The organism is Zobellia galactanivorans, assembly GCF_000973105.1.
GTDB lineage: Bacteria > Bacteroidota > Bacteroidia > Flavobacteriales > Flavobacteriaceae > Zobellia > Zobellia galactanivorans.
In genome coordinates this window covers 323,132-349,949 of record NC_015844.1, presented here as the reverse complement: position 1 = coordinate 349,949, position 26,818 = coordinate 323,132, and the positions used below count along the sequence as shown (strand labels likewise).

12 protein-coding genes are annotated in these 26,818 nt (G+C 44.9%); 9 read left to right on the top strand and 3 right to left on the bottom strand.

Going from position 1 to position 26,818, the window contains the following annotated elements; all coding sequences use genetic code 11:
* Positions 1–283: 283 nt before the first annotated feature.
* The 9 genes from ZOBGAL_RS01260 to ZOBGAL_RS01225 all read left to right on the top strand — a co-directional run bounded on the left by ZOBGAL_RS01260 (position 284) and on the right by ZOBGAL_RS01225 (position 21,855).
* Positions 284–3,406 (top strand): SusC/RagA family TonB-linked outer membrane protein, encoded by a 3,123-nt coding sequence (locus ZOBGAL_RS01260; RefSeq protein ID WP_013991653.1) that lies wholly within the window; start codon positions 284–286, stop codon positions 3,404–3,406.
* A gap of 17 nt (positions 3,407–3,423) precedes the next feature.
* Positions 3,424–5,100, top strand: a complete 1,677-nt coding sequence (locus ZOBGAL_RS01255; protein WP_013991652.1) for a RagB/SusD family nutrient uptake outer membrane protein — start codon at positions 3,424–3,426, stop codon at positions 5,098–5,100.
* 531 nt (positions 5,101–5,631) lie between these two features.
* On the top strand, positions 5,632–7,965 hold the full coding sequence (locus ZOBGAL_RS01250) for a glycosyl hydrolase family 95 catalytic domain-containing protein (protein WP_013991649.1): 2,334 nt from the start codon (positions 5,632–5,634) through the stop codon (positions 7,963–7,965).
* A 60-nt stretch (positions 7,966–8,025) separates the two neighbouring features.
* Positions 8,026–8,175: a hypothetical protein gene (locus ZOBGAL_RS23460; protein ID WP_013991648.1), complete on the top strand. Its 150-nt coding sequence runs from the start codon at positions 8,026–8,028 to the stop codon at positions 8,173–8,175.
* Between the two features lie 42 nt (positions 8,176–8,217).
* The gene (locus tag ZOBGAL_RS01245; RefSeq protein WP_013991647.1) at positions 8,218–10,797 is read left to right on the top strand and encodes a hypothetical protein; all 2,580 of its coding nucleotides are present in this window, start codon (positions 8,218–8,220) and stop codon (positions 10,795–10,797) included.
* A gap of 130 nt (positions 10,798–10,927) precedes the next feature.
* Entirely contained in the window at positions 10,928–12,934 is a 2,007-nt protein-coding gene (locus tag ZOBGAL_RS01240; protein ID WP_013991646.1) for a hypothetical protein, read from the top strand.
* Between the two features lie 35 nt (positions 12,935–12,969).
* Complete coding sequence (locus ZOBGAL_RS01235; protein ID WP_013991645.1) at positions 12,970–18,033, top strand: chitobiase/beta-hexosaminidase C-terminal domain-containing protein; 5,064 nt, start codon at positions 12,970–12,972, stop codon at positions 18,031–18,033.
* Positions 18,034–18,037: 4 nt separating this feature from the next.
* Positions 18,038–19,525, top strand: coding sequence for a Kelch repeat-containing protein (locus ZOBGAL_RS01230; RefSeq protein WP_158499701.1), 1,488 nt, complete (start codon positions 18,038–18,040; stop codon positions 19,523–19,525).
* 101 nt (positions 19,526–19,626) lie between these two features.
* A complete protein-coding gene (locus ZOBGAL_RS01225) occupies positions 19,627–21,855 on the top strand; it encodes a DUF7133 domain-containing protein (protein WP_013991643.1) in 2,229 nt (742 codons plus the stop codon).
* Positions 21,856–22,009: 154 nt separating this feature from the next.
* Here the strand turns inward: ZOBGAL_RS01225 and ZOBGAL_RS01220 are convergent, their stop codons facing one another.
* From ZOBGAL_RS01220 to ZOBGAL_RS01210, 3 genes are all read right to left on the bottom strand, one after another.
* Positions 22,010–23,212 (bottom strand): glycoside hydrolase family 88/105 protein, encoded by a 1,203-nt coding sequence (locus tag ZOBGAL_RS01220; RefSeq protein WP_013991642.1) that lies wholly within the window; start codon positions 23,210–23,212, stop codon positions 22,010–22,012.
* A 15-nt stretch (positions 23,213–23,227) separates the two neighbouring features.
* Positions 23,228–24,061 (bottom strand): 5-dehydro-4-deoxy-D-glucuronate isomerase, encoded by an 834-nt coding sequence (gene kduI, locus ZOBGAL_RS01215; protein ID WP_013991641.1) that lies wholly within the window; start codon positions 24,059–24,061, stop codon positions 23,228–23,230.
* 140 nt (positions 24,062–24,201) lie between these two features.
* The gene (locus tag ZOBGAL_RS01210) at positions 24,202–26,478 is read right to left on the bottom strand and encodes a glycoside hydrolase family protein (RefSeq protein WP_013991640.1); all 2,277 of its coding nucleotides are present in this window, start codon (positions 26,476–26,478) and stop codon (positions 24,202–24,204) included.
* Positions 26,479–26,818: the final 340 nt, after the last annotated feature.

Genomic DNA, 26,818 nt, shown 5'->3' with positions numbered 1-26,818 from the left:
TTTATTTCGTTTTTTCTTTTTTGGTTCCTGTGGCATATGTTAAGTTTTAATGGACGGGGAAAAGAATTTTTTCTCTAGTCCAAAAAACTGAATTTCCACCGATAAGGGCATGCCCCAAGTTTCATTTACATGTCTCCATCGCCCATCTTCTTCAAATTCAACTAGAATAGCAGCTTGCAACATATAGAAAAGCTTTTGGCACTTCCGGGCACGTCTATGAGTTAATGTATTCTGACTTTTGGGTGCTAGTATTTACGAATATAATAACTACAACCAAAAAATTATGAAAAAATGTAAAAAGCAAACTCTGGGGCTGAAATTGGTTTATTTCTTGATGATTTTATCAGGGAGTATCTTTTCCGCACAAGCACAACAAACGGTTTCCGGAACGGTTACCGATAATAAAGGGGAGTTACTTCCTGGGGTAAATGTGGTAGTCAAAGGTACCAATAGGGGGGTAGTCGCCGATTTTGATGGTAACTATAATATTAAGGTTGACACTGGGGAGGTGTTATTGTTCTCCTTTGTAGGTTTTGAGGCCAAGGAAAAACTTGTTGGAGGAATGACTATTATGAATGTTGTGTTGCAAGAATCTTCCGAGAATTTAGATGAGGTAGTTGTTGTTGCCTACGGTACCAAGAAAAAACGTGATGTAATAGGGTCGATAGCAAAGGTAGATGGCGCCAAGATTGCACAGACGGCAACAGGATCGATAACAACTGCTTTGGCAGGAAGGGCGTCTGGGGTGCAGGTTACGAACGGACAGGTTACCTTGAGGGGTATCAGTTCCATAAATTCAGGAAATTCCCCTCTTTGGATAGTTGATGGTGTTGGCGGAGGTCAAGGCGACATCAACCCAAATGACGTTGAATCTATTGAAGTGTTGAAAGATGCAGCGGCTACGGCGGTGTATGGTTCAAGGGCTTCCAACGGGGTAATCATAGTGACGACCAAAAGAGGAAAAAGGGGTAACCCGCGTTTTAATTTGAACTATCACTCGGGTATATCCCAATTGACAAATACGGATTTGGGATATGCTGGTACCGATAGACTATTCGATATTATGGAGATTGGTAGCCAAAACTACGATGGTACCAGTTGGGATTTTCAGCAGAGTGTAATGTCCCAAAACCCATGGGCAACGGGTAATGAAACGATTACCAATGAAGAGGCTCGAAGCATCAATACCAATTGGAATGATTTGCTCACACGTGCCGGTAGTTACCACGATGTCAATTTTTCCGCCTCTAGTGGTACCGAGAACTCTAATTTGTATGCAACGATCAACTACAGAAGCTATGATGGCAATTACATACATGATGAGGGTGAAAACGTGTCGGGCCGTTTAAATGTGGAGTTTGTAAAAGGAAGTCTCACCTATGGATTAAGGGTTTTTGGTAAGTATAGTGAAAGCAGTAATAGCGGGGCGGGTTTTGTACACGGTCTTACTTGGCTGCCTGTTTATAGCGATACCAATGCATCAGGTTATTGGAATGCCGAGACCGGGGCCAATCCATTGGCAAATTCGGACCCTAAATTCAGGTCTAATAATAACCGTAATTTTGGGGTTAATTCAGTAGTTTTTGCCAAGTGGAAGATGCCGTTTGTTCAGGGTTTGACATTGTCGGCAAATTATCAGCCCAATATAAGTATGGGCAAAAGCGATTCGTACAAAGCGGGAGCCATTACACAAAATTTCGCAACCCAAGGCAATACGGGTAACGGAAGCGCTACTCAGAGCTACGGATATGTTTTTAATTCACTCGTAAACTATAACCATACTTTTGGCGAGGATCACAATATTGATTTTGTGGGCGGATTTGAACAAGGGGCTTCAAAAAGTACATGGACCGGTGTTCAGGGTACCAATCTTTTAGGGGTGTTTCACGAGGTTAAAAAATCAACTGATCCTATAACGGGATCTGATTATTTGAGTTCTGAAGGTTACCGGAGAAATTTCTTTTCGCGCTTGGACTACAAATTTAAAGACCGTTATTTAATTGGTGTTAGTGCAAGTAGGGAAGGGTCGGCTAAGTTCGTGAAGGAAAACCGGTGGGGAACCTTCTATTCCGGGTCGGCCGGCTGGATTATCTCAGATGAGAACTTCTTGTCATCGGCAGATTGGATTTCGCTGTTGAAGTTAAGGGGAAGTATCGGACAGACCGGTAATTCAAGTATTCCTTATGTAACGGAAACCAATTATTCTACCAATATATCTATTAGAAATTATGGAGGAGTAGGAAATACTTACATCACTAATTTCGCCAATAAATTGGCATCATGGGAAACTTCTACCATGAGCGATTTTGGAGTAGACTTCGGATTTCTTAAAAATAGGATTAACGGTTCCATTGCATACTACAAACAAGATGTGGAGGATATGTTATTGGCAACACCACTACCTTATTCTTCTGGTTTGGCTAGCGGAAACGGGGGCACGGCAAGAGGAGGTTCTTTTGTAGAGAACATTGGAGACATGGTCAATAAGGGAATTGAATTGGATGTTTCATGGATAGCCGTGAACAACGATAAATTTTCATGGACCGTGGGAGGTAATGTCGCTTTTAACGAAAATAAAGTGGTAGCTCTTAACCCTGAAGCCGATATAACAGGAAAGGGAATAATTAAATATGCCGCCAATAGATACTATACACTTACAAGGTCAGGGGCGGCAATTGGTCAATATTATCTACCTGAATCTGCCGGAGTGGATCCTCAAACCGGGGTTTCAATGATTTATGAGGTTGATAGGGAAGTTTATGAAGAAACAGGTGCTACCGTCAAAACGGGAAGGTTGATTCCTGCAACTACCAATAACAAAGGAAATAACAGAATGATTCAAGAGGATAAGACTGCCTTACCTACTTTTTACGGAGGTTTTTTCAATGATTTTAAATATAAGAACTTTGATCTTTCTGTCTTATTTTCTTTTCAAGGGGGCAACTATATCTATAATGATGACCTATACAAAGGTTTAGGGACGGGAAGCGCTCCGGTCTTGGCTGACGCCTATACCAAATCTTGGGAAAAACCGGGAGATATTACCGAATATCCACAGTTGATGTATGCAAATCGATATCCATATGATGATGAGGGCGAATATGTAGAGGGGGGTAAATTCTTATACGACGGAGCTGAATCCAAATACCTTCAAAGAGGAGATTATATGAAATTAAAAGAGCTGGTTCTAGGGTATTCCATTCCCGCTTCCGTTCTAGATCGTTTAGGGGTTTCAAAATTCCGTCTGTATTTTAATGCCACGAACTTATTCACTATTACCGATTATACCGGGTTTGACCCCGAGCTTCAGCGCTATGGCGGTGATGGTGTTCTTAATGGTATGACTTCTCGCTCTTCTATGCCGCAGACAAGAACATTCTCCCTCGGTATCAACCTTAATTTCTAATCAAAAAAAGACAAACGATGAAAAATAGATATAGTACTTTAATATTGTTATCGCTATTGGCTTTGGTTTTTGTACAGTGCAATGACGATGAATTTTTTGAGTTGGAACGCCCTCAATTGTTCCCTTGGAACAGTGTGGATGAGTTTGAGCTTTCCGTTGTGGATTCTTACTACGGATTTTTTCTTAACTCAGGTTGGACTGCCCCTTATGGTTATTCGGCATATCGCGATTTTGTAATAAGTGATATTTCAACCCATACTGACCATCAACCTTTGGAGCATGCCGCGATCAATCAATACGACCGTGATTTTACGGCGGTATCCAATTCAGAGGGCGATGCCGAGTTTGCCCAACTATACAGGGTTTTGAACCAAATATTACCAGGTTTGAAATTTATCGAGGAGAAAGAGCAAGAAGGTACCGATGCCTTTTCTGCTATGACTCCCGAAGATCGAAATCAGCTGCAACAGCAAAAGGGGGAGTTGTACTTCATGAGAGCCTGGACCAATTATCATTTGGCCAAGGGCTTTATGCCTACCTACGTACCGGGAGGGGATAATTCGGGAAGATATATTCCGTTAAAACAGAATTTTGACGAAACGGCCGATGCATTGCGGAGTTCACAATTGGGAAGCGTTCAAGAATTTTATGATTTGATGGTTTCCGATTTGCAAAAGGCAAAAGAGCTGCTTCCTGAACAACACGCTAAAGCGGGTCGAGCTAATAAGTATGCAGCAGCGACCCTATTGTATCGCATAAAATTTGCTATGGGCGACCATGCCGGGGCCTTGGATGAATGCAATTTTGTCATTACCGATGCGGTAGATGCCAAAGGGTATTATGACCTTTCCCAAGATCCTGAAATGGCCTGGACAAGAAATTTTGGCGACGCCAAAGCGAATGAGGTGATTTGGGAGGTGGCTTTTCGTCCTGAATCAAGTGATAATGATATTCCCTTTGCGCGAATGACCAAAATAGGCTATTACAGGGCCAATGGAGGCGGTAGAGGTGATGGTACACTTGACGAGAACGGTAATGTGAACGGTTGGGTACAGAGTTGGGCCGGAACCATGGCATTGTCTTATTACGCCTTGGGGCGAATGGGTTGGATGGATATGACTACAAATACCCCTACACCTGAAGCCTTGGCCGATAAAAGGTTCAATCAACTTTATTATTTCCTAAAGGCAGGAGCAGATAGAAATGCTGCAGTGGATACCGTGGGTATGTCGGTACCGGAAAGAGTGGCATATATGACTTCTTTTGACGGTAATCCCAAGGTAACAAAAAACCATATTTGGATCGATAAGTATTATCGGGCCGAAGATGGAAGGTATGCCCAACTGCCTTTGATGCGATTGGCTGAGCTTTACCTGTCACGAGCCATGCTTCGCCTTTCTGTAAACAATGATGTAATCGGTGCTACCGCCGATGTTAATGTGGTGCGACAAAGGGCAGGTCTGACGGGTCTGGCTTCGGTTACTGCACAATCGGTAGAGGAAGAACGATTAAGGGAGCTTGCCGGTGAAGGTGGAGATCGCATGTTGTACATGAAAGGTTTTAAAAAGGAAATTGACGGTAATAAATTCAACGAAGCCGGAGTTGCTATTCCTGCCATTGCTTTTCCTTATGAAGGCATGTATACCCCCGTTCCTTTGGGAGAAACCGATTATAACGACAATTACAACAACTAATAAACAAGTAGAGCCAAGAGTTCTATATATTGCCCTTGATTTGGCAGTTTTTTTAACTGCCATCTTCAACCTTTCGATTTTTTGAGGCACCAGAGGTCCCTTCCGGTATGACGCTGTATTTTAAATGCAACCATCATATGGGAAGGGAGGTCGGTGGGGTTTTTTTCAAAAGGAGTTTCATCGCAGACAGTAGAGCAAGTAAAATAAAGAACAGGATTATCTTTAAACCTGCTGTTTTATACGATTACCGACGATTTCCTTTCCAAAACCTACCACTAAACTTATATCGTCGATACTACTGTTTTTTCTGTCATAGACAGTAATCACGGGGAATGGGCGTAAACAATCCGTCCTTTAAAACCCTCTGAAAATACCAAAATTCGGGCAACACCCTTGTCTTAATTTTTTTGGAATCCCAAAGGGCATTGTACCTGATATGGGGCATTTATATAAACGGTAGGGCGAGAGAAAACTTCATACAGAACGAAATAGAAAGAATAAAGGGAATGTTCACTATGCAAAAAAGAACAAATGCGTAATTCATTGAAAATGGTAAGGGCCCTATTGGTCCTATGCATCGGTACGATAATGGGTAGCTGTGGCGAGATACCTGAAGTTGAGGTAAAACTCGATTGGCCGTCCTTTCTGTCCGATCACGATTTGGTTTGGGAACAATTGCCTGAAGCCTACACGGAAGGAGCTTTTATGGGGAACGGTATGCTAGGGAATATGCTCTATAAGGTTCCCGGTAAAAACGCTATTCGAATGGAAATCTGCCGTTCCGACGTTCAAGACCATAGGGGTGATGATCAAGGGGAAACACCGTATAGTCGAGGGCGTTTGCCAATAGGCCATTTTCTGTTAGTGCCCAAAGGGGAAATAGAAGAGGCTTCTATGCGCCTTGATTTGTGGAATGCGGAGACTAGCGCTAAAATTAGAACCAGTGCAGGTGAAATACTTCTCAGGTCTTATGTTCATGCCGAAAGTATGCTGGTGGTTACCGAAGTGAACGCCACCGAAGGGGAGAATGGTTTTGAATGGAAGTGGGAGGGGGAAAAGGCTATCAGCCCCAGACAATTGTGGGGTATTGATAAGGATCAGCCGTTTAGGGTTTTTGAAGGCTACAAAGAGAATCCTCCCTTTGAACTGGGGGAAACCGAAGGTATTTCCTATTGCTTACAGCCCCTCTTGGAATCGGGACAGACGGTAACGGCTTGGAAAGAAATCGATACGGGCAAGGGCAGGACCTTGGTGGTAAATGTATCCCACAGTTGGCCCGATAACAAAGCCAAAGACCTAGCAGTGGCAACAGTGGCCCAAACTCGCGCAAAGCACTTTTCGGAATTGGAGCGTAGCCATAGACAATGGTGGCATAACTATTATCCTCAGAGTTTTGTATCCATTCCCGATAATAAGTTCGAAAGCTTTTATTGGATACAGATGTACAAACTGGCATCGGCAACCAGAAAAGACCGGGCTTATATTGATAATCACGGCCCTTGGCTCGAAAAAACGGCATGGCCCTATGCTACATGGAATTTAAACGTACAATTGACCTATTGGCCGGTTTACACCTCAAACCGCTTGCCTTTAGGGGAGTCTTTGCTCAATGCTTTGTGGGATAATCGTGAAAACCTAAGGAACAATTTACCAGAAGTTTACCGAAAAGAGTCCTATGGAATCGGTAGGGCGGCAGGAACTGACTGCATTGCCTCGGTGGGTATTCCGGGAGTCGATTCGGGAGATTGGATACTTGACCAAGCGAATACACCTGAAATCGGGCTGCTTCCTTGGGCCTGTCATAATCTGTGGTTGCAATACCGGTATTCTATGGACGAATCGTTACTGAGAGAAAAGGTCTTTCCCTTATTAAGGGGGGCAATCAATTATTACCTCTATTTTCTTAAGGGAGGTCCCGATGGAAAATTACACTTACCCAAGACCTACTCCCCTGAATATGGGCAATCTTATGACGATTGTAATTTTGACTTGGCGTTGATCCGTTGGGGGTGTGAAACCTTGTTGGAGAGTGCGGAAATACTGCAAATTTCCGATCCCTTGGCTCCAAAATGGAAAGATGTATTGGAAAACCTAGTTGATTTTCCCGAAAATGAAGAAGGCTTTATGATAGGAAAGGACCAAGCCTATGACAGATCGCATCGTCATTTTTCACATTTATTAATGGTTTATCCCTTGCACCTGGTACATATTGATCAGCCTAATGGACGGGAACGGATACAGCGGTCATTAAATCATTGGCAATCTAAAAAAGAATACTTAATGGGGTATTCGTATACGGGTGCTTCGTCTATGGCCGCGACCCTAGGGGAGGGCAATCTGGCCTTAGACTATTTGAAAGGACTGTGGGGCGAATTTCTTCGGCCGAATACCTTATATGTTGAAGATGGGCCTTGTATCGAGACCCCGCTTTCAGGGGCCCAAAGTATTCATGATATGCTTCTGCAAAGTTGGGGAAACAAGATACGGGTATTTCCGGCAATGCCAGATGTCTGGGCCGATGCCAGTTTTGCCGACCTGAGAACGGAAGGGGCTTTTCTGGTTTCTGCCAAACGCGAAAAAGGAAAAACCGATTTTGTGAAAATAAAGAGTCTGGCAGGGGCCCCCTTGATAATAGCACCGGGAATAAAAGGGAAAATATTGACCTCGGGGAAGCGAAAATTTAAAATGGAGAACATAGGGGAAGGACTCTTTTCCATTGATTTGAAAAAAAATGAAGAGGTCATACTGCATACTGACCAAACAAAGCATTTCGTATTAAAACCCGTGTCCGAAAAACGACGCGTTGGCAACTACTACGGTTCAAAGGCCATGAAGAAAAAAAAGGAGTATAAGGGCTTGGAATAACTTGTTTAGCCAAGTTGATAAAGGGTAGATGCCAAGCTCCTTTCTGCTTGAAATATTTTTATGAACGCCCATTATATAGGCCTTAAAACCCTGTTGTGCAACCTTAGCGTAAGAGATTGCACCTTGGGGACCGATAAAAAAAGGGAAGGTGGCCTTATTTTGTTCTCAGCAGGATCTCTTTCCCAAGAGGGGGCGGAAAAGGCGTATTGAAGAAATAAAATTTTGAGTCGAATATAAAACTTGAATCTAGTTATGAATAAAAGAATAACTGTAGCACTTTGCTTTATAGGGCTGTTGGCCTATAACGAAAGTGAGGGACAGGTCTCTGGTGGGGGACAAGAAAATTTGCTGAAAAAGAAGGAGCTTCCGGGCGAATATTCCGCGGAACAAATTCTTAATGGGGAATATCAATGGCCCGCTTCCCCTGAAATCAAGATGGAGGCCCTTGATTCTCCTTTCTTTGTAAAGGATGCCTTCGGAACCGTACCTGAACCTGGGGTGCATCCAAGAATTTTATTTTCCCCGGAGGATTTGGAGGATATTAGAAACCGGTCCGAGAATACGCAGACCGGAAGGCTCGCCTTAAAAAACTTAAGGGCATACCAAGATGTATCGATCCGTAAGGAACATACGGCCAGTTACAATGTCTATCAAGCCTTATTGGCCGGAAATATAAAGAAAGCTAAGGGTTTACTTGATAATTATGCCAAAGCAGGGGAAAGCGATGGGGTGAGTTGGCACCACCGTCCGCAGTTTCTTTATGTCCTTTTATTGGAAACATTCGACTGCCTATTGCGAGACGACACGGAAAAAGGGGCTGAACTGGCCACGGTGATAACCAACCTCGGGAAAATCTATCAAAAGAATTTGGATCAAATGGACCGAGCCTTTAAAAGCGCGTCGGAAATTCTATCCCAAGGAGGGGATGATGGCAATGCTTTAAAATTCAATTCACAACTCAACAGTGATGTGTGGCGTAGCGGTCGAAAAGACGCCATTGGAGGTGAGCCTTATTTTGCCTTTTTATATGATTTCGCCTATAACTGGATGAATAAAAGACAGCAGAAGAGCTGTAGAAACCTTTTGAATACTTACACCAAAGGAAAGACGGCCATGGGCTCACATATGCCCCATCATTTCCGTAATTGGAACTGGGTTGCCGTAGGATCGGGACTATTGCTGACCTCTTTGGCTACTGAAGGGGAAGAGGGTAACGATGCTCGTGTCTACGAACACCAGAAAGAAGTTCAGACCGATTACCAAAAATACGGATGGTCAGAAATGGGGATGAGCAAAGAGGCTATAGGATATACCCAATATGGTTTGCGATGGCACGGGCCCGCACTTGTGGCCATGGCCAGAAGAGGGCATAATCTATGGAATCAGAAGCGTTGGTACAACTCATTGAAATGGTATGCCAATTCGGTACAGCCGGGAGGTGCACGTTTTCTTAGCCATGGTGATGGGGGAGAGGCCGGGCCTACCCTGCAGACCCTTCTCGCCTGGAAGCGGAGTTATCCCCAAGATCCTTTGGTAAATTATGTTTTACAAGAAACCCTCGCCTATCAAAATGGCGGCGGCGATAAGTTGGACGGAGGAAGAGGCTATGTCATATATCAAATTATTTTTGCGGATGACCCCTTGCCGATCGATTTTGAAGCGGGAAAGCGATTAGGACTCCCAAATACGTATTTTGATCCCGAACGCAAGTCCTTGATTACCCGTTCGAATTGGGGTGACGATGAGGTACAGCTACAATTGGAATGCCGCGATGACCAAATAGGGCCAAGCCATCAACATGCCGATCGCGGTAATTTTACCTTTTCTGGAGTCGGAAGGGCATGGGCGATCGATCGTTTTAGGGGTATAGAATCACGACATCATAATTGTGTGATCATCGACGGTAAGGGACAAGGTTATGTGCCGCCCCCGGGAGAATGGTTGGGCCTTGTAGATAACAACGACGCTACGTTTGGGGTTTTGAACGCCAAGTATGCGTACGATTGGTATTGGCAAGGTACATTGAGCGGGTTTGCCGACAAAGACCAACCAAGACGCCGTTTTAAACGATGGGAATACTTGACCGGGGAAACCGATAAATGGCTGGCCAAACACCCAAATTTTGACTGGAAGGCGAATATCGACCGTTCACCTGTGGTCGAAGCCTACTACAACGGCTTTGAAAGTGGCGATCCCAGAATGTGGGATGAATATGCCCGTCCGGTTCGTGTAAAGCACAATCCCGTTGAAAAAGCGTTTCGTTCGGCAGGACTCGTTCGAGGGGCACATCCTTATGCGCTGGTGGTAGACGATATTCAAAAAGACAGCAAAGACCACACCTATGAATGGATCATGATGGTCGATAGCGATGTGGAAATGCTTAGTCTTCAAATTGACGAAATCATACTAGGCGGTGATACGAAAAGGACCGAAGGGGCCTGGGGTACCTTAAAATTCGAACCGAAAGAGGGAGACGCCCAATTATTGGTCAAGGTTTTGGATCGTACCGTTCCCGAAGACGAGTTCAAGAATCCCCAGATACGGTTGGAAACCTTTGAATACAAAGATGCAAGAGATTGGCCCGATGGTAGAAGTTTTGGTATGGCCAAGCGCTTGGTCATTCCTTCCTATGGGGTGAATCCTAATTTCAAGATGCTGCTTTTTCCCTACTATCATGGAGAGGAAAAACCGCTGGTAAAATGGAACGAATCTAAGACCGAAGTCTCCATAGAATGGCAAGACCAGAAAGATAGGGTCATTTTTAAGGAGGACGAAAAGGGGCGTACCACCTACAAGGTAATCCGTAAGGGAAAAGTAATCGCAGAAATCTAAAAAGGCTTGTGCGAAGCGAAACATAATTTACCGATTCACTATCTGGGGTTAGGGCCGGCCCTGTATCGACCGGTCGTATTGTACGATTGTAAAACCGATAAACCGACCCCGGGAACAAAGACCAAACCAAATGAAAAAAACGTTCGAAACATTCCTTTTTGCAGTTTGTCTATTCGTTATGGCACTTTTACCGACGGAGGCAAAGGGCCAATTAGACCGTTCATATGACCATCTTGATAAAGAGAGGGCCAAAGACCAACTGAAGCATTTCTTTACGCCCGAACGCTTGGCCTACTTTTCAAAACAGGGAGAGTGGAAAGGAAAGGAAGAGTGGGGTTTTACCCGTTCTTTGGAACCGCTGGCTTATTGTCAAGCGGCCTTTGCCTCGGGCCATAAAAAGGCCATTGCCCAAGCCAATCGCTACCTCGAAAATTTTCCCGATTACTATCAAGAGTGGCATCGTGTCAACTTTTTACTGTCAAAATACGGCGCGCTGGTCAGTGAAAGGGCCAAAGTAAAGCTCGAAGGTCACTTAAAAACCATTGCCGATGGCTTTTTGGAAGACCATTGGAACTTTGTAGGGACCAATGATAATTTTCCCTGTATGGCCACCTGTGGCAATATTTTGTACGGCGAGCGTACCGGTAATACGATACAGGTCGACAAAGGCAGGGAACGTTTGCAAATGTTCAAGGAGCAACTTACCCGTAGTGGGGTAAACACGGAATACAGTTCGCAGGCTTATTGCTTTTTACAGATAGAGCCCATAGCTATGATCGCCGAGATGACGCAAGATAGCACGATTAAAAAATTGGCCCTCGAAATAGAGGAGCGTCTTTGGATCGATGTATTGGCACATTACCACCTCCCTACGGCCAAAATGGTGGGGCCTTGGTCGAGGGCATATCAATGGGATATGAGAGGGGTTGGACTTCCGTTCGCTATGTTCGATTTTGTATTGGGCGACCTTACTCCTTACTTCCGTCTTGACGATTATTTCCTTCCCAGTGAAGAATGGATAAAGGTGAGGGCGGCTTCCTGTTATGGAAATGAGTACCATTGTCCGAAATATCTTGTCGATTGGGTAAAGAACCGACAATATCCATTTCATTTCCTTGCTACCGCAGATGGATGTGCCAGCTATGACGATAGGGGAATGGAGAAGTTGGGGATCAATGCCGATGCCATGGACCCCTTTGTCGATTACGATTTGGAACCTTACGGGGCATGGAACAGTCGCATAGAAACCTATATGACCGAAAAGTATACCATAGGTTCCGCTTCTATACCTTACCATTCAGGTGAGCAGACCGAAAGTTTTTTGCTTACCTATCCTAAAAAGAACATAGTTAAGAGCCCCAAAAATACAGCGACCATCTTTTCGCGCTTTATTGTCAATGGGCAGGAAAAATTATCGGGACCAACCGACGGATATGGAGATCGGGGAATTCTATACAGTGAAAGGGGAAGACGCCTGGTCACCCAACATAAAAATACCGCCGTGGTTCTCTATCGTCCAAAACGATATAACCGGGAACAAGTAAGTAGCCTAAGCGTAGGTATCTATATTCCCAATGATCAATGGGGGGATGGGGCCAACACCATAGATGAAATATGGGTGGGTGATGATAATATCTCGGGAAAAGACTTTACGGCCAAAGGCCATAAGACCATTTATGTGAAAGATGGGGATGTGTATATGGCGTTTGTGCCACTGGTACCCGTAAACTATGGTTCGGAATACGACCTTCGGATTCAAGAGAGGGAAGGTTATACGGTCATAGAGTTCTTCAATTATCAAGGGAAACCGATCGACTTTACACGTAATCAGTTCGCTTTAATAGGGAATGGTTTTGTATGTGAAGTGGCTTCTACGAAGGAGTATTCATCTTTTGAACAGTTTAGGAAAAAGATGGGCGGGGCAAAGGTGGAAGATAATTATAAGGCGTATCAACATTATAGGAAGAATCCCCATAGATATGTGAAGTATGACCGGGGAGATCTCTTTATAGAAACGGAATACAGCCCCATAGACGAAGGGGTCCGTTATCAGACGGTCAATGGAAAAAACGTGATAAAACCGGTACTTGAGACCGATGGCTTGGAGATAGGGCGAATCCCCTTTTTAGGATATTGATATAAACTTTACTACAGAATTTTAACAGAATGCACATGTGTACTAAAAAATTGACTTTATTAGCTTTTTGCATAACCCTTTTTTTAGGGGAAGGGCTTGCCCAAGAATATATTCCGAAAGGCGAACAAGATTTCTATAAGGGAAGCCACGGACCGGATGCGGATTATATTTTGGAAGGTGGATTAATAAAAGATTTGCCTCCCATGCCCAAGGTCGATTTTGATTTTAAGGGTGAAGGTTTTGATTCGGAAAAACTGAGCGAGGTACCCGAGCCAGGGGTACATCCGAGGGTAATCATGAGCCCGTCGGATGTTGAGCGAATGAAGAAGATGGTGGCTATGGGAGACCAGGCCCCGAAATTCTTCAAACTGCAGTTAGAAGATCTGCGCAAGAATGTACAATGGGAAGTGCCTGAAAATTTTGAGTATTATGCCAATCCTTTCGGTGCGGACGGTAATATTGCCAAATGGGCCCTCTTGGCCTTGCTGACCGATGATCAAGATTTAGGGAGGCGCGCAGCGGAGGCAACTGTGGCGCATGCCTTGTATTTGGAACCTCGTATCGATATCCTAAATCATGAGGAAACCGCGGAAAGCTTCAAAGATGTATCCTACGACTTTGTTAGGACCGATTTAAAATTTGGCCCCTATACCTACGCCCAAGCCTATTATTCCGGAGGACGTAAAAGAGTAGAGGAGCTAAAGGAAAAATACGGCATGGAATACTTCTTTTCCAACACCCCGGGAGGTTATTTTACTTTGGGATGGGAATACGACTATGGGTATAATTTTATGACCAAGGAAGAGCGTACCATTGTACGTAGGGTCATTGCTAAGGCCACCTATGGAAAATACGACACGGGAATGGCCATTCCCGGGCAGATGTACATCAATAACCATATGTCGTGCCAGGCCAACTGGATTCCCTTGGCACTTGCCATTGAAGGGGAAAAAGGATATGATGAAAGGATCTTGCCTATAGCTACGTGGAGTTTACAGAACAAATTAAATTACGACCTGTCTTCCAGTGGTACCACCTATGAGAATACCAAGGGATTTATACCCATGTTGGCCGTATGGGCCGCTGGTAGAAGGGGGAATCGCAACTTATTAAAGCATAGCCATCTTTTGGCAAGGGCCGAATCGGAGGCCTTGAATGCCCGAAAAATATACAACCGTTATGTACATCGGCCTCGTCAACGCCCAAATGCCCCCGGATTGGAAGATATACGAACAGGTTTTGATGAACCCCGATTTTGGCGTACCTCCCCAGGGAGTGGTACAGGCGGACATTTAGAGTTTTGGCACATAATGAAATACTTTTACCCTAAAGATACCCGGGTAGATTTTGTATACAACATAAAGAACTCCATATTCAATGCCGATATGTTTGAAGGCAAGAAGGGCGAAGATTATTCGGGAAAACTTCATAAATCGTGGTTTCAGTTACCAGGGATAACCCTCATAACGGCCTCTGAAATTACATCCTACGAACAGAAGGAAGAATTAGACCAGTTTGAAGATATGCCCCGCTTTTGGTATGACGGAGAACGGGGTATGGTCACCATGGGCAATGGTTGGCAACAAGATGATATGTTGGTACATATGGAGAATAGGGTAGACCAATACTACGCCGGACATGAGACTCCACAACATGGTGATTTTCAAATATGGTCACATGGTATTCCTTGGAGCCCAAACGTAGGGGCTTACCGAGATGCCTCATATAGGGCCTTGGTGACCGTAGACGGACTTGCAGGGGTCTATCAGCCTGTCTCTGGAGATTCGATGACGGCGACCAATACCGCAGAGGCGGCCTCAAGTGTAGTGGAAATGACCACGGCTTACGGCTGGAGAAAATATGAAAAGTTGATGGAACTAGACCATCCGGCCTTGGCACAGGTCAATCATATTATGGGACGTTTTAAGGAGTCGGCCTATAAATTAGATCGCTTCTCTGAACTGCCTTTCCAACCGAGGATAAAGGAACACTATGACGGATTCGGCCACTTGGATTACGGTCCGTGGCATGGGGAAACCCGTGGTGTGGAACGATATGGAAAATGGGCCAATGATATGGACCACGTGTTTCGTACCATGCATTTTGCACGTGGAAAAAAACCTTATTTATTGGTCATTGACGATTTGAAAAAAGACGACAAGGCCCATCAATACGATTGGCGAATGCCCCTTATAGGTGATTCGTATGTATATGAGGTAAACCCGGCGGCACAGAACCGTCATTTAGAATTGAATACCAAGGGCGTAATAGGAACCGATATCATTATGGCCATGGCCGATAATAATGTGAATAGGGGTAGGGCCGCAACATGGGAGGCCTCATATCCCGTTATGAAACCCAATCCTAAAAAGGGAGATCCCATGCTCTTGGTAAGGGTTTTATGGAGAAACAGTAATTTTCCGTTTCCCTTGCCCAATGTTCAAAAAGCTTGGGGATACAATATGTTGAGTATTCCGGCGAATGCCGTTGATCCAGAGTATAAGGTAATGCTTTTTCCTTTTCGATTTGGTGACAAATTGCCTACCACGGTGTGGTCGGATGACCTTACCCAACTTACGGTAAACGTTGGGGGGAATACCGATATCTACACTTTTGGGAGAACCGATAAAGAACGTACGGTCTACGCCATGGAGCGTAATGGCAAGAATGTTATGAACTCTAAAGCCACTCCGAGTAAGCCTATTTTAATTGAGAAGGGGCAGTGGACCATAGACCACAATAATCCAGGGTATCGCCCTGCCCGCCTGTTCATAGGCAAAGAGATGGTTTCTTTTGAGCCTTCCCAATTGGGTAGCGTGGTGTATTATACTACTGATGGAACCGAACCAGGTCCCACTTCAAAAGTCTATGACGGTCCCATTAAAATTGACAAGTCTTGTCTTTTAAAGGCGCGTACCTATCAAGACTCATGGGAATTTGGCGAAAAATGGAGTCCGGTTTCCGAATTTGCCTTCCAAAAGGCCAGTCCTTTGAAAGCTTCCGGTCAGGTACAGAGTGTTCAAGGCCTTTCTGCCAAGGTCTACGAGTTGAAAACAACGATATATGATAAAAAGGGATTCTTTCAAGGAGACAAAATATCTTTACCTGAAGTAGAAGATCACAAGCCTATCCTTACCTCTACAAGCTCCAATTTTACGGTGCCATTTGCAGAACCAAGGCAATCCAGTACTCTAATGACGAAGTCTTTCTACCTTTTTGAAGGGTATTTTGAGGCCAAGGAAGATGGTGTTTACAGGTTTGAGGTAAGCTCTAACGGCCCTATCGATTTTAGCATGGGAACTGCTTCGGTCTTACGTGTAGACAAGCAATACGGACTCTCGTACAAGAGTAGGTATGGGGAGGTGGCCCTCGCCAAAGGCAAGCATAAGTTCAGGCTTTTGGTTTGTGATCCCATGTTTTGGAAAGGCGATATCGAGGAAGCTTATAAAATTAAGGTGGGTGTTAAGCGACCGGGAGAAAAACAATATACACCGGTGCAAGACCAAGAGTTGACTACCAAGGCTCCCTTTGTACTACGTGGAAACGAAACCCATGTAGATCAAGTTAGGTTAAAACTGTTGACCGATCATTCCAAACTTAAGTATGCCTATACGCTAGATGGTTCCGACCCTCTTGTAGCAAAGGCAAGGGAATTACAGGAAATCGTGGTCACGGAACCCGGCTTACATTCGCTACGCGTGGCTGCTTTTAAAAACGGGTCTAGGCTTGGGGAAATTATCGGGAAGCGTATCCACGTGCTAAAGGCCCACCCTGCCGTGGAGGTAGCCTCCGTACAGGGAATAAGGATTCAAAAATATGATCGAATCGATTTACTGGGAGGCAATAATGACATTCCTGAAAATGGATTGGCTCCTTCATATTTTGAAGTGAAGGGATCAAAACCTTACGAAGATCGTTTTGTAACTGCACTTTCTGCCAATGATACACCTAGAAAGCTGATGGTCTATACCGGTCTATTTGAGGTCGTGGCCGATGGCGTCTATGAATTTATGATGCCCAATGGTAAGGATAACAGTGTGCAATTGGTGATAGATGGCGAAACCGTCTTGCATAGAAGGGTACACGCCCCTGCCTTACCTGGCAGTATTTACCTCAAAAAGGGAAAGCACCGGATACAGATCAAAGTGGCACTTGGTAAGGCGGAAATCAGTGTTAAATATCCCAACGACAATGCCGTACAAGACTTTCCGGTATCGGCTATTACCGTGCCTTTGACGCCGACCTTTAAAATTGCAGGGGAAGAACTAAGCAATAATGCCATAGAAATTTTTGAGGATACTCAGTTGTCATTGGCCGCTCCCGACAAGGCGTACAAGATCCGGTATAGTCTCAATGACGGAAAGATTCAATCGTACAAACGCCCCTTAAAAGTGTCAAAGTCGACGGTCGTAAAGGCTGGATTGTTCAAGAACAAGACATTGATTGGTGAATTTAGGGAAGTCCACCTAGAAAGAAACGAGATTCCGGAAAAAGGTTTGGTCGCCTATTTGGCTTCAGAGGAAATTACAAACGGACTTACCCCGGTAAACGGAGGGGGCAATGTTTCCGCAGTCGTTGAGGGTGGTGTAATCGTCCCAGGGAAGATAGGCAACGGAATAGGGTTGTTCAAGAAAATTTCACAGTTGGTGGTCGATGAAATGCATACGCATGAAGATGCGGCGACCGTTAGTATGTGGATAAATTTTAAGGATAAGTCAAACGTCATGTTCGTTACGGGACTACCTTATTTCTATGAAGAATATACCTTAGAGAATAGGGGGAGTGCTCTTCAGGCAGACTATGCCAGGGGCATCGGACTGATAAAAAAGGAACTGAACGAAGCCGACATGGCCCCAGGCAAATGGTTTCACGTGGCAGCGACCTACGGAGAAGAAATCCGACTGTATTTTAATGGGCAAATGATCAATTCGGTACAAGTACAGAACAAATCGGCAAGAAGGGGAAGCGGCCGGGCGTCAAAAATCAACCTGATGGTCAATAGGTCAGGGGCTGCCAATGCTACCATGGACGAATGTCGCATATACGATAGGGTCTTGACCGCTAAGGAAATCGAAACTATCTATAATGCCGAAAAATAGTTTTATGCGATTTCTATATTATTTGTTGCTCGTAGTGGCTTGTTCCTGTATAGGGGGCAAGCATACAGATCCTGTTTGGAAAACATATGGCAGTATTCCTGTGCGGCCTCCAGAATCTACTATTTCCTTGACTTATGACGGTGGGAATACATATTGGGCCCTTACTTCGAGCAAAGGCAGCAAGGGAAATACGCTCATGGTACTCCCGGCGGGAAAGAAGGTCTGGGAGAAGGAGACTTTAAGCCATGCTCCGTCAGGACTTTGGCATACGGTACTGGCCGACGAACATGGGATGTTATGGTTGGCGAGTAACAAGAGCTTGTTGTATTGTGACCTTAGGGATTTAAGTCAAGGGTGGACCGAATTTACGGGCTTGGCCGAAGGCGATATTATGGACCTTGCCATAGGCAGCAATGGTTCCGCCTTATTGGGGTTGAACTCGGGAAACCTCATTGAGGTCGATTTGGAGAAAACCACAAAGGACGGAACTAGTTCCTATCTCCCTAGTTTAAAAGTTCACCGTATACCAAAGGGACTAAAATCGTTGAGCCTCGATGATCGAGGTGATGTAATTTGTGTAACCACGGAAGGCAGCCTTAGCGTAGATTTGGGGGGGGCATGGATGGAAAACTGGGAAATGGTCGCCCGTATGCCCGGGAGTAACCACGATCTTAGAGGTGATGTGTTAGACCATCGGTTTTATATGGCAGGAGGGCTTACGGCCGAGTATGGCTATCCTATGGACAGCTATGCGTATTCCAAGCTTTTTGCCTTCGATCCCGAAACGAATAATTGGGAGGTCATCGCCGACCTTGGGGTTCCAAGAGTATACTGTGCCACCGGCACCCTAAACGGACAGCTTTGGGTAGCGGGGGGAGACCTACTGCCCGAAAAAGGGGAAAGGCACACGACCCGTATGGTCCAAAAAGTAGACCCTAAAAGCGGAACTGTAAAAACAGCACCCTCCTTAAATAACAACCTCTCCGCGCCCTTGGCCTTTAATTCTAGGGGAAGGCTCTATGTTATGGGATATACCAACTGGTTAGGGGATGCCCAAGCGCCCTTATATGTGACCAGTATAGGTGAAGGGGAAACCCAATGGCGCACCGAACCGACAGGACCGGAAGGAAAAGGAGCCATTTACGGATGTAAGTATAAAGACCAAATTTGTATCGTAGTAGCCAACACGTATCTGGCCCTCTTTGATCCGATTACGAATCAGTGGACTACTATAGATATGCCCCTAAAAGTACGCTCTCCCCAAGTGGCGAGTATAAATGATGAAATTTGGGTGATGGGCGGACGTGATACCAATAATCAGGCCGGTGTACAGATATACAACCTTAAGAACAAACAGTGGAAAATGGGGCCTGACCTTCCTCGCGAATTGGCTTGGGGTGTCGGTTTTAATCTAAATGGGCAGCTCTACGTTACAGGTGGGGCTGCAGGAAAGAGTTATAACAACAGGACTTTTCGCTTGAAAAACAAGTAGGTTATCTGTTGCTATACCCATAGTTCTATCAAAGACAACGATTCTAAGAGAATAATGGCAAGGACCAACTGCCTCAAGACCAATAAATCAAAGTAAATACTATGAGCATTTTTAAGAAACGTTTTATACTACCGGCTTTGTCCGTTTTAATGGCAATGGGCAGTAGTTGTAAAAAAGAGTTACGGGATACGGGCAAAATTTATGAAAAACCCCTTATCGTCAGGGATCCTGCCGTTAGGTCGTTGACTCCCGAAGAAAGTATGGAAACTATGCATTTGCCAGAGGGCTATCGTGTAGAGCTCGTAGCCAGCGAGCCAATGATCCACGAACCAGTGGCCATTGCTTGGGGACCCAACCAAGAACTCTATGTGGCAGAGATGCTGACTTATATGCAAGATATAGATGGTACCAATGAAAATGAACCATGGAGTAGGATTTCGGTATTGGAAGACCTTGATGGCGATGGGGAAATGGACAAGAGTACCGTATTCATTGATAGTTTGATTTTACCAAGGATTCTTTTGCCTTTAGATGATAGGGTAATCGTGGGACAAACCTATGACCGTAGCTTATACAGTTACCGCGATACGGATGGGGATAAGAGGGCCGATGAGAAAATACTGATTTTGAAAGATACGGTTCGGGACAACGCCAATCTAGAACATCAATCCGCCAATATGATGTGGAGTATAGACAATTGGTTGTACGTTTCACGAAATTCGTTTAGATATCGGTTTACCCGAGGTAAGATGGAGATAGATACCCTGAGGGATGCGCCTGTTGGGCAATGGGGACTTACCGAAGACGAAAATGGACAATTGTTTTATTCGAGTGCAGGGGGGGAAGTACCTGCCTTAGGATTCCAACAACACCCTACCTATGGTAATTTGGAGATGCCCGGCAAATGGGAGGAAGGATTCGAGAAGGTATGGCCGATTATCGGCACCCCTGACGTACAGGGAGGAAATAAACGTCTACGGGAAGATGGTACCTTGAACCACTTTACGGCGAGTTGTGGCCAATCTATATTTTTGGGCGACCAGCTTCCGGCCTATGGCGACCTCTTTATTCCGGAACCGGTGGGTAGATTGGTGCGTCGCGCCAAAGTAGAACACATAAACGGCAAGACTGTCTTGCGGAATCCTTATGGGGAAACCGAATTTTTGGCGTCCACCGATGCCAATTTTAGACCGGTAGAATCAAAGACCGGACCTGACGGCTGCCTGTATATCGTCGATATGTATAGGGGAATCATACAAGAGGGAAATTGGGTCCGTAAAGGAAGTTTTTTACGTCCCGTGGTCGAAAGAAAAGGCTTTGATAAACATATTGGCAAGGGAAGAATTTATAGAATCGTACATGAAAGCGGGAAACCTAGTAGGCCGGAGAGGTTGTTGGGGCGAACCAGTGAGGAATTGCTTTCGTATCTCGGTCATCCTAACGCATGGTACAGAAAAACGGCACAGAGGTTGTTGGTTCTTCGTAAGGACATTGCCGTGGTTGGCGAACTCAAGGATATGGTACAAGGTGAGGAAGCTTTTTATAAGTCGTGGTTCAACGATACGGATTTGGCCCTGGGCCGACTTCATGCCTTGTGGACCTTGGAAGGTATGGATGCCATAGACGAAACCCTCGTACTATCGGCTTTAGCGGATGAAGACGCAAGGGTAAGGCGTGCGGCCCTCCGGATCAGCGAACGCTTTCTAGAGGTATCGAACAAAGAAGTCTTTGCCGCGGTAAGTCAACTAAAGACAGATTCCGATAAGGAGGTCCTGGTACAGCTATTGTTGAGCCTTAGGTCGAGTCCGATAGGGGAAGCAAAGACAATGATGCAACAGGTCGTTTCTGGAAATGCTGAAAACGAGGCTCTAACGGTTATTGGCGAAGAAGGCATCAAAGACGTTCCTTTGGAAATAGAAACCTTGAAGAAGAAATACATTTTAGAACGTCCTGAGCTTAGGAATAGTGTGGTTAACGGATATGGTCATTTTAAGACAATTTGCGCGGCTTGCCACGGGCCAAATGGCGAAGGGATTAAGAATACGGCCCCTCGATTAGTCGGCTCTTCTAGGGTAAAGGGCAGTATTGATGTACCCTTGAGAATTGTCTTGAACGGCCTTACCGGTCCGGTAGATGGCATTAAATATGCTGGTGTAATGGCAGGAATGAAAGGGAACGACGATCAATGGATCGCCGATGTCTTGACCTATGTAAGAACCGAGCTGAACGATACCAATAGAATTACCGAAAGGGATGTGAAAAGGGTACGCGAAGAGGTAAAAGACCGCGAAGCGTATTGGACCCTTGAGGAGTTAACGGGAGGAAAGTAATATTTTTGGAAGTGGGGGATAACTCGATTGTTAAGGTTCCGAAAGAAAATAACAAAAGGCCATTTCGTTTTAGAAAATGGCCTTTCTTCACTCAACAAACTAAACTATTCAACTAATAAAACCCAATTTCTAAGGGGGCGTGGTATAGCTCCTATTAATACCACATATAGTCTTGATAATCTTTCATTTTATGGATTTCTACCCCGGCCAGCAATACGGCGCCCAAACCATGCGGGTCGTTCAAGGGGCGGGGGCGATTGTAGTAATATGACAGGTCTTGCCGTATGTTGAAGCCTTCGCTAATATTGGTAATCTGTCCGTCGGCCATTATGTTTTCTGAAATTCCCTTCCATCCATTTATGGCAATGGACGAATATATTTCGGGAATCCATTTTTCATTGACCGCTTTGGCTACCGCATAGGTAAACATGGCGGTACCCGATGTTTCCAAAAAGGAATCGGGTTTGTCAATGAGCTGACGCCACATGCCGTTTGCCGTTTGGTACCTAGATATGCCTATAATCTGCTCGAAAAGGGATTTCCGAACTTCTTCCCAACCAGGGTAATCCTTAGGGATATATTCCAGTAAATCGCATTTGGCAACGATCGACCAGCCATTGGCCCTTCCCCAGTGTGCAACTCCTTTTTCGCCTATTTGGGTACAGTACGAATGCCAGTATAGCCCTTTGGAATCGTCAAATAGCAATTCGTGGAACCCGAGGGCATTTGAAATGGCATCGTCCCAAAATGAAGTGTCACCGCTCATTTTGCCCATGCGTACCAAAAAGGGAACGCTCATATATACGTCATCGGCCCATACGGTAGTATAGCCTTTGTAATTTCTGCAAAACACACCGTTTTGCAACCGGTCTTGCCCCGATGAAACCCAAGCTTTTACTTTTTGGAGCCTATCGAGCCAATGGTCGTTCTTTCGTATCTGATATGCCTCAATGAGACTGCCGTCCATGGCCCCGCAATCATCAAGCCTGTCGAGCCTAAAAAATTGATGGAAATTGGGGGCATATTGCTCGGGGTCGAAATCGGCGAATTGTTTTTCAAAAAAATCAAGGTTTTCAAAGATGAAATCAAAATTACGTAGCACATAATCTTCGTATTTTTGGTCTTGAAGAAGGTGGGCCATTTTGAACAATGCAATATGGGTTACCCCGTTCCAGTATTTCCAGTCTTCGTAACCGCTCTTAAGCCAAACATCCTTGGTAGGAGCTACCGTTTTTAAATCGTCTAGGGTTTCTCCCGAAGCCTTGTCAATGAACCGATAGGTGGTGTCTTCTATTATCCTGTCCGCAACGAGCCGTATTAGGCGCTCTACTTCTTTTTTATCGTGTAAAAAACTCATTTTTTAGTTTTAGGGTTATTGCAGCTCACTGATCGGATAAGGAACTATGGGGTCGTCATCGCCCGCCATTCCCCATATAAAACTGTAGGGAGAGGTTCCTGCCGCACAGTGGATGCTCCAAGGCGGGGAAATGACCGCTTGCTCATTTGCTACCCATAGTATTCGGGTCTCTTGGGGTTGGCCCATGATGTGCGCCGCAGCCTTTCCTTCGGGAACGTCAAAATAGAAATAGGCTTCCATCCGGAGTTCATGTACGTGGGCAGGCATAGTGTTCCATGCATTTCCAAGTTCAGGCGAGGTAATCCCCATCATTAATTGACAGGTTTCGACGGTATGGGGAACAATGTGTTGGTATAATTTTCGTTTGTTCGATTCTTCTGTAGTCCCCAGTTCAAGAACAGGGGCGTCGGCAAATGATATTAATTTTGAGGGGAGCGCTTTATGGGCGATACAGGCATTCAAATAAAACTTGGACGGTTTGCTGGCTTCTTCACTTTCAAAAGATATATCCTTAACGTCACTGCCCAAGTATAGGGCGTCTTTATGTTCAAGTTCATAGGTCTGACCGTCGGCGATAACCTTGCCCTTCTGGCCAATGTTGATGATTCCCATCTCCTTCTTTTGCAAAAAGTATTTGGTGGCAAAAAAGGGAATGGACTCCAATTGCAACTTTTCATGAACTGGCATGGCCCCGCCCATGATGAATCGGTCATAGTGGGAGTAGGTGAGGTTTACTTCGTCTTCGGTAAAGATGTCGTTTACCAAAAAATCCTTTCTCAATCGTTGGGTGTCATATGTTTTGGCATCGTCGGGATGTGTGGCGTATCGTATTTTAAAAGTACTCTTCATATGTATAGTTTATTTATGGGTATCGATGGAATCAAGGCAAATTGCCTAATACTATCCATATCGCGATATGGAGATGTTCAACAAGATTGGCCGAAGGTTGAAAACGGTGGTGTTTGTTCCAATTTTCAACTGTTGGCCCGTTATTTTTTAAAGGTTAATGTGATATGTCCTTGCTGAGGTACCGTTACAGGTTTGGCTTTCAGTAGGTAATTGGTTTCCAGAAACAATTGTCTTTCCTTAAGGTCTTCTTCCCAAATCTTGACCTTCGCCTCCATTTGGGTCGGGTTTTTTACTTTCACTTTTATGTATTTGGGAGTATCCTTAAGTATCTCAACGGTGAGATTGTCAAAAGAAATTACTTCAGATTTGGCCGTACAGACATAAATACCTGGAATTTCGGTATAAGTGAGCATCAGTGCCGTCTCGGCCCAAGTTGAGCCCACGAATATTTCCCCGATGCCTTCGTTCCAGTCGGTGGTACTTAAGCGTTCGCTCATCCATCCGTCAGGCGCATCCATTATCCTTCTTGAAGGAACGGAGAGGCATTGCGGAATGGCATGGGTAATATCGGATAGGAGTTCGGCATAGAAAGGCTCGCCCGTAGAACGAAATAGTTTTAAGAGGGCCAAGCCGCTATGGGTGCAAATACCGGGCGACCCATGGGTGTTTTGTGTATTGGCCCATACTCCACCGATAGAATGGTTGCCCAACTTGCCAAAGGTAGATTCTTCGGGAAATTCGTAATTATAGGCAATGACCCAAGATGAGAATTGCTTGGCGGCTTCCTCGGCAGCGACTTCCCATTGTGGATCGCTAGAGGCTTCATAGAGGCTGTAGTAAGACTCAATTAAAGCATAGGCGGACTCGCTATCGAAATTCTGTAAGGCATCGCCCGGACCACCGCATGAAATGCCTTTTTCCGTAAAATTGCTATAGAAATACTGGCCAATTTCCTTAGCGGTGTCCAAATAGTTCGGGGCCTTGAAATAGTCGGCGGCAAGCACCAGTCCGGCAGGCAATATTCCGGCAGAGGAAGAGCCCCCTACCTGAATGGTACCGGTTTTGGCGTCTACAAATTGGCCTATTTGCCCATATGTTTGCCATATGTTGACAAAGGTATCGCAGGAGGTTCGAATTCCCTTCTCCCATTGTGGGTCGACCGGAATTCCCTTGGTCTTCATAAGTTTGAATTGTTCGAGTACAAAAAATATGGCGTCGGCACTTTTTCGGGTCAGCAGCCAATCTTTGGTATGGTATTTACGCTTGTCTCCGCCAAACCAATCCGTGCCTCCTTCACAAAATCCATAAAAAAGTCCCGAGGGAGAAGTACTGTTGGGAAAGAACCAATCGAAATTTTTGATTACCCGTTCACGCGTGTCCCTCTTTTCCGAAAAGAGCAGGGGATAGGTCGAAATCATTCCTCCCGTCCAACCGGTTTGAAAATCCTGCAGGAAGTTTTCACGTAGGCCTACTGAAAAATATCCAAGGTCGTCAATGGGTACCCAATTGTCCCTTTTGAACTTTTTTTCTATGGTTTCAAAGGCATAAGAAAGAGGTATAACATTGTTGTAGGCCTTATTGGTATTGAGTTCTTTCCTGACCATGGCAAATTTGTTGAACAGGTCTTGAACGTTTTGGGCCTCAAATGAATAGGATTTAAAGTGGAAGGTAAGGGTATCGCCGGCCTTGAAATCGGCCCCACGGTCATTGGAAGGGGCCAGGTTGTCATTGGCGAAATATTGGTGCTTTTCCCTCACTAGGGGAGAGCTTATCGAAAATTCGGCATGCTCGCGGTTTCTTGATTCTACTATGCCTAGGCCGAAATCCCCTAAGCTATTGCCTTGTTCGCTTAATAAAATGTAGCCTTTATTCTGTATGGAATCAAAATAGGAAATGGAAGGGGAGGTGGTAGCCCCGCTTCTGAGTTGTACTTCTGAAACGCCTTCATATTTGTTGAGACGAGGAACGTCTGTAATGATAATGGGTACCTCTGGAGCAATGTCCCTAGGGTCCATGAGTTTGGGCGAATATCGGATTCTTCGGTAATCGTATTTATTCCCGTTATAAAGGGCACCGGGCATTAGTACATAGTTGGAGTCGTGCCAATTGTCCATCTGAAAGACAAGACCAATACTACTTTGGGGTACTTGACCGGAAACACATCTTAAGCTGATCCTAAGGTCAATGGTTCCCGATTCATTGTCGATTCCTACCGTATCTATTTTACGTATCCAACTCGATTCTTGAAAATGAAGAGGACCGTTTTCGGCTAGGGAAAAGTCTTTTTGGGCGACCCTTTGATTGTATTTCTGATGGTCGTACTGTTTGAACCGTATTTGTGGAACAACAGTTTCCGTTTGGGAATAACCGTTAAGACTGATAAGGAGCAAAATAAGAATACTAAGAATTCTGATCATAGGTATACACATTGATTTATAATATGAATAGGGAAGAGCCATCGAAAATGGAGTGTTCCATATTTTGGGCAGCTGCTTCTTACAACAAATCGCCTCACTAAAAGGCCGGTATAAAATTATCGGTTTGCTCGGCATATGCTTAGGGCGAAATGTCTCATATCATGTTTCCGAGGTTGCAGTATGTCGTTTTGTTAGTGGTATAGTTGTAGATGTGAAGCGGGTCGATATCAATTAGGAAGTTTGCGGACCCACCTAGTCATGTGATTTTTGGGAGTTTGGGGTGATTTTTCAAGGAAAACTACGGGCAGCAGAGCTTTTAAAGAGCATCAACTTTAGTTGA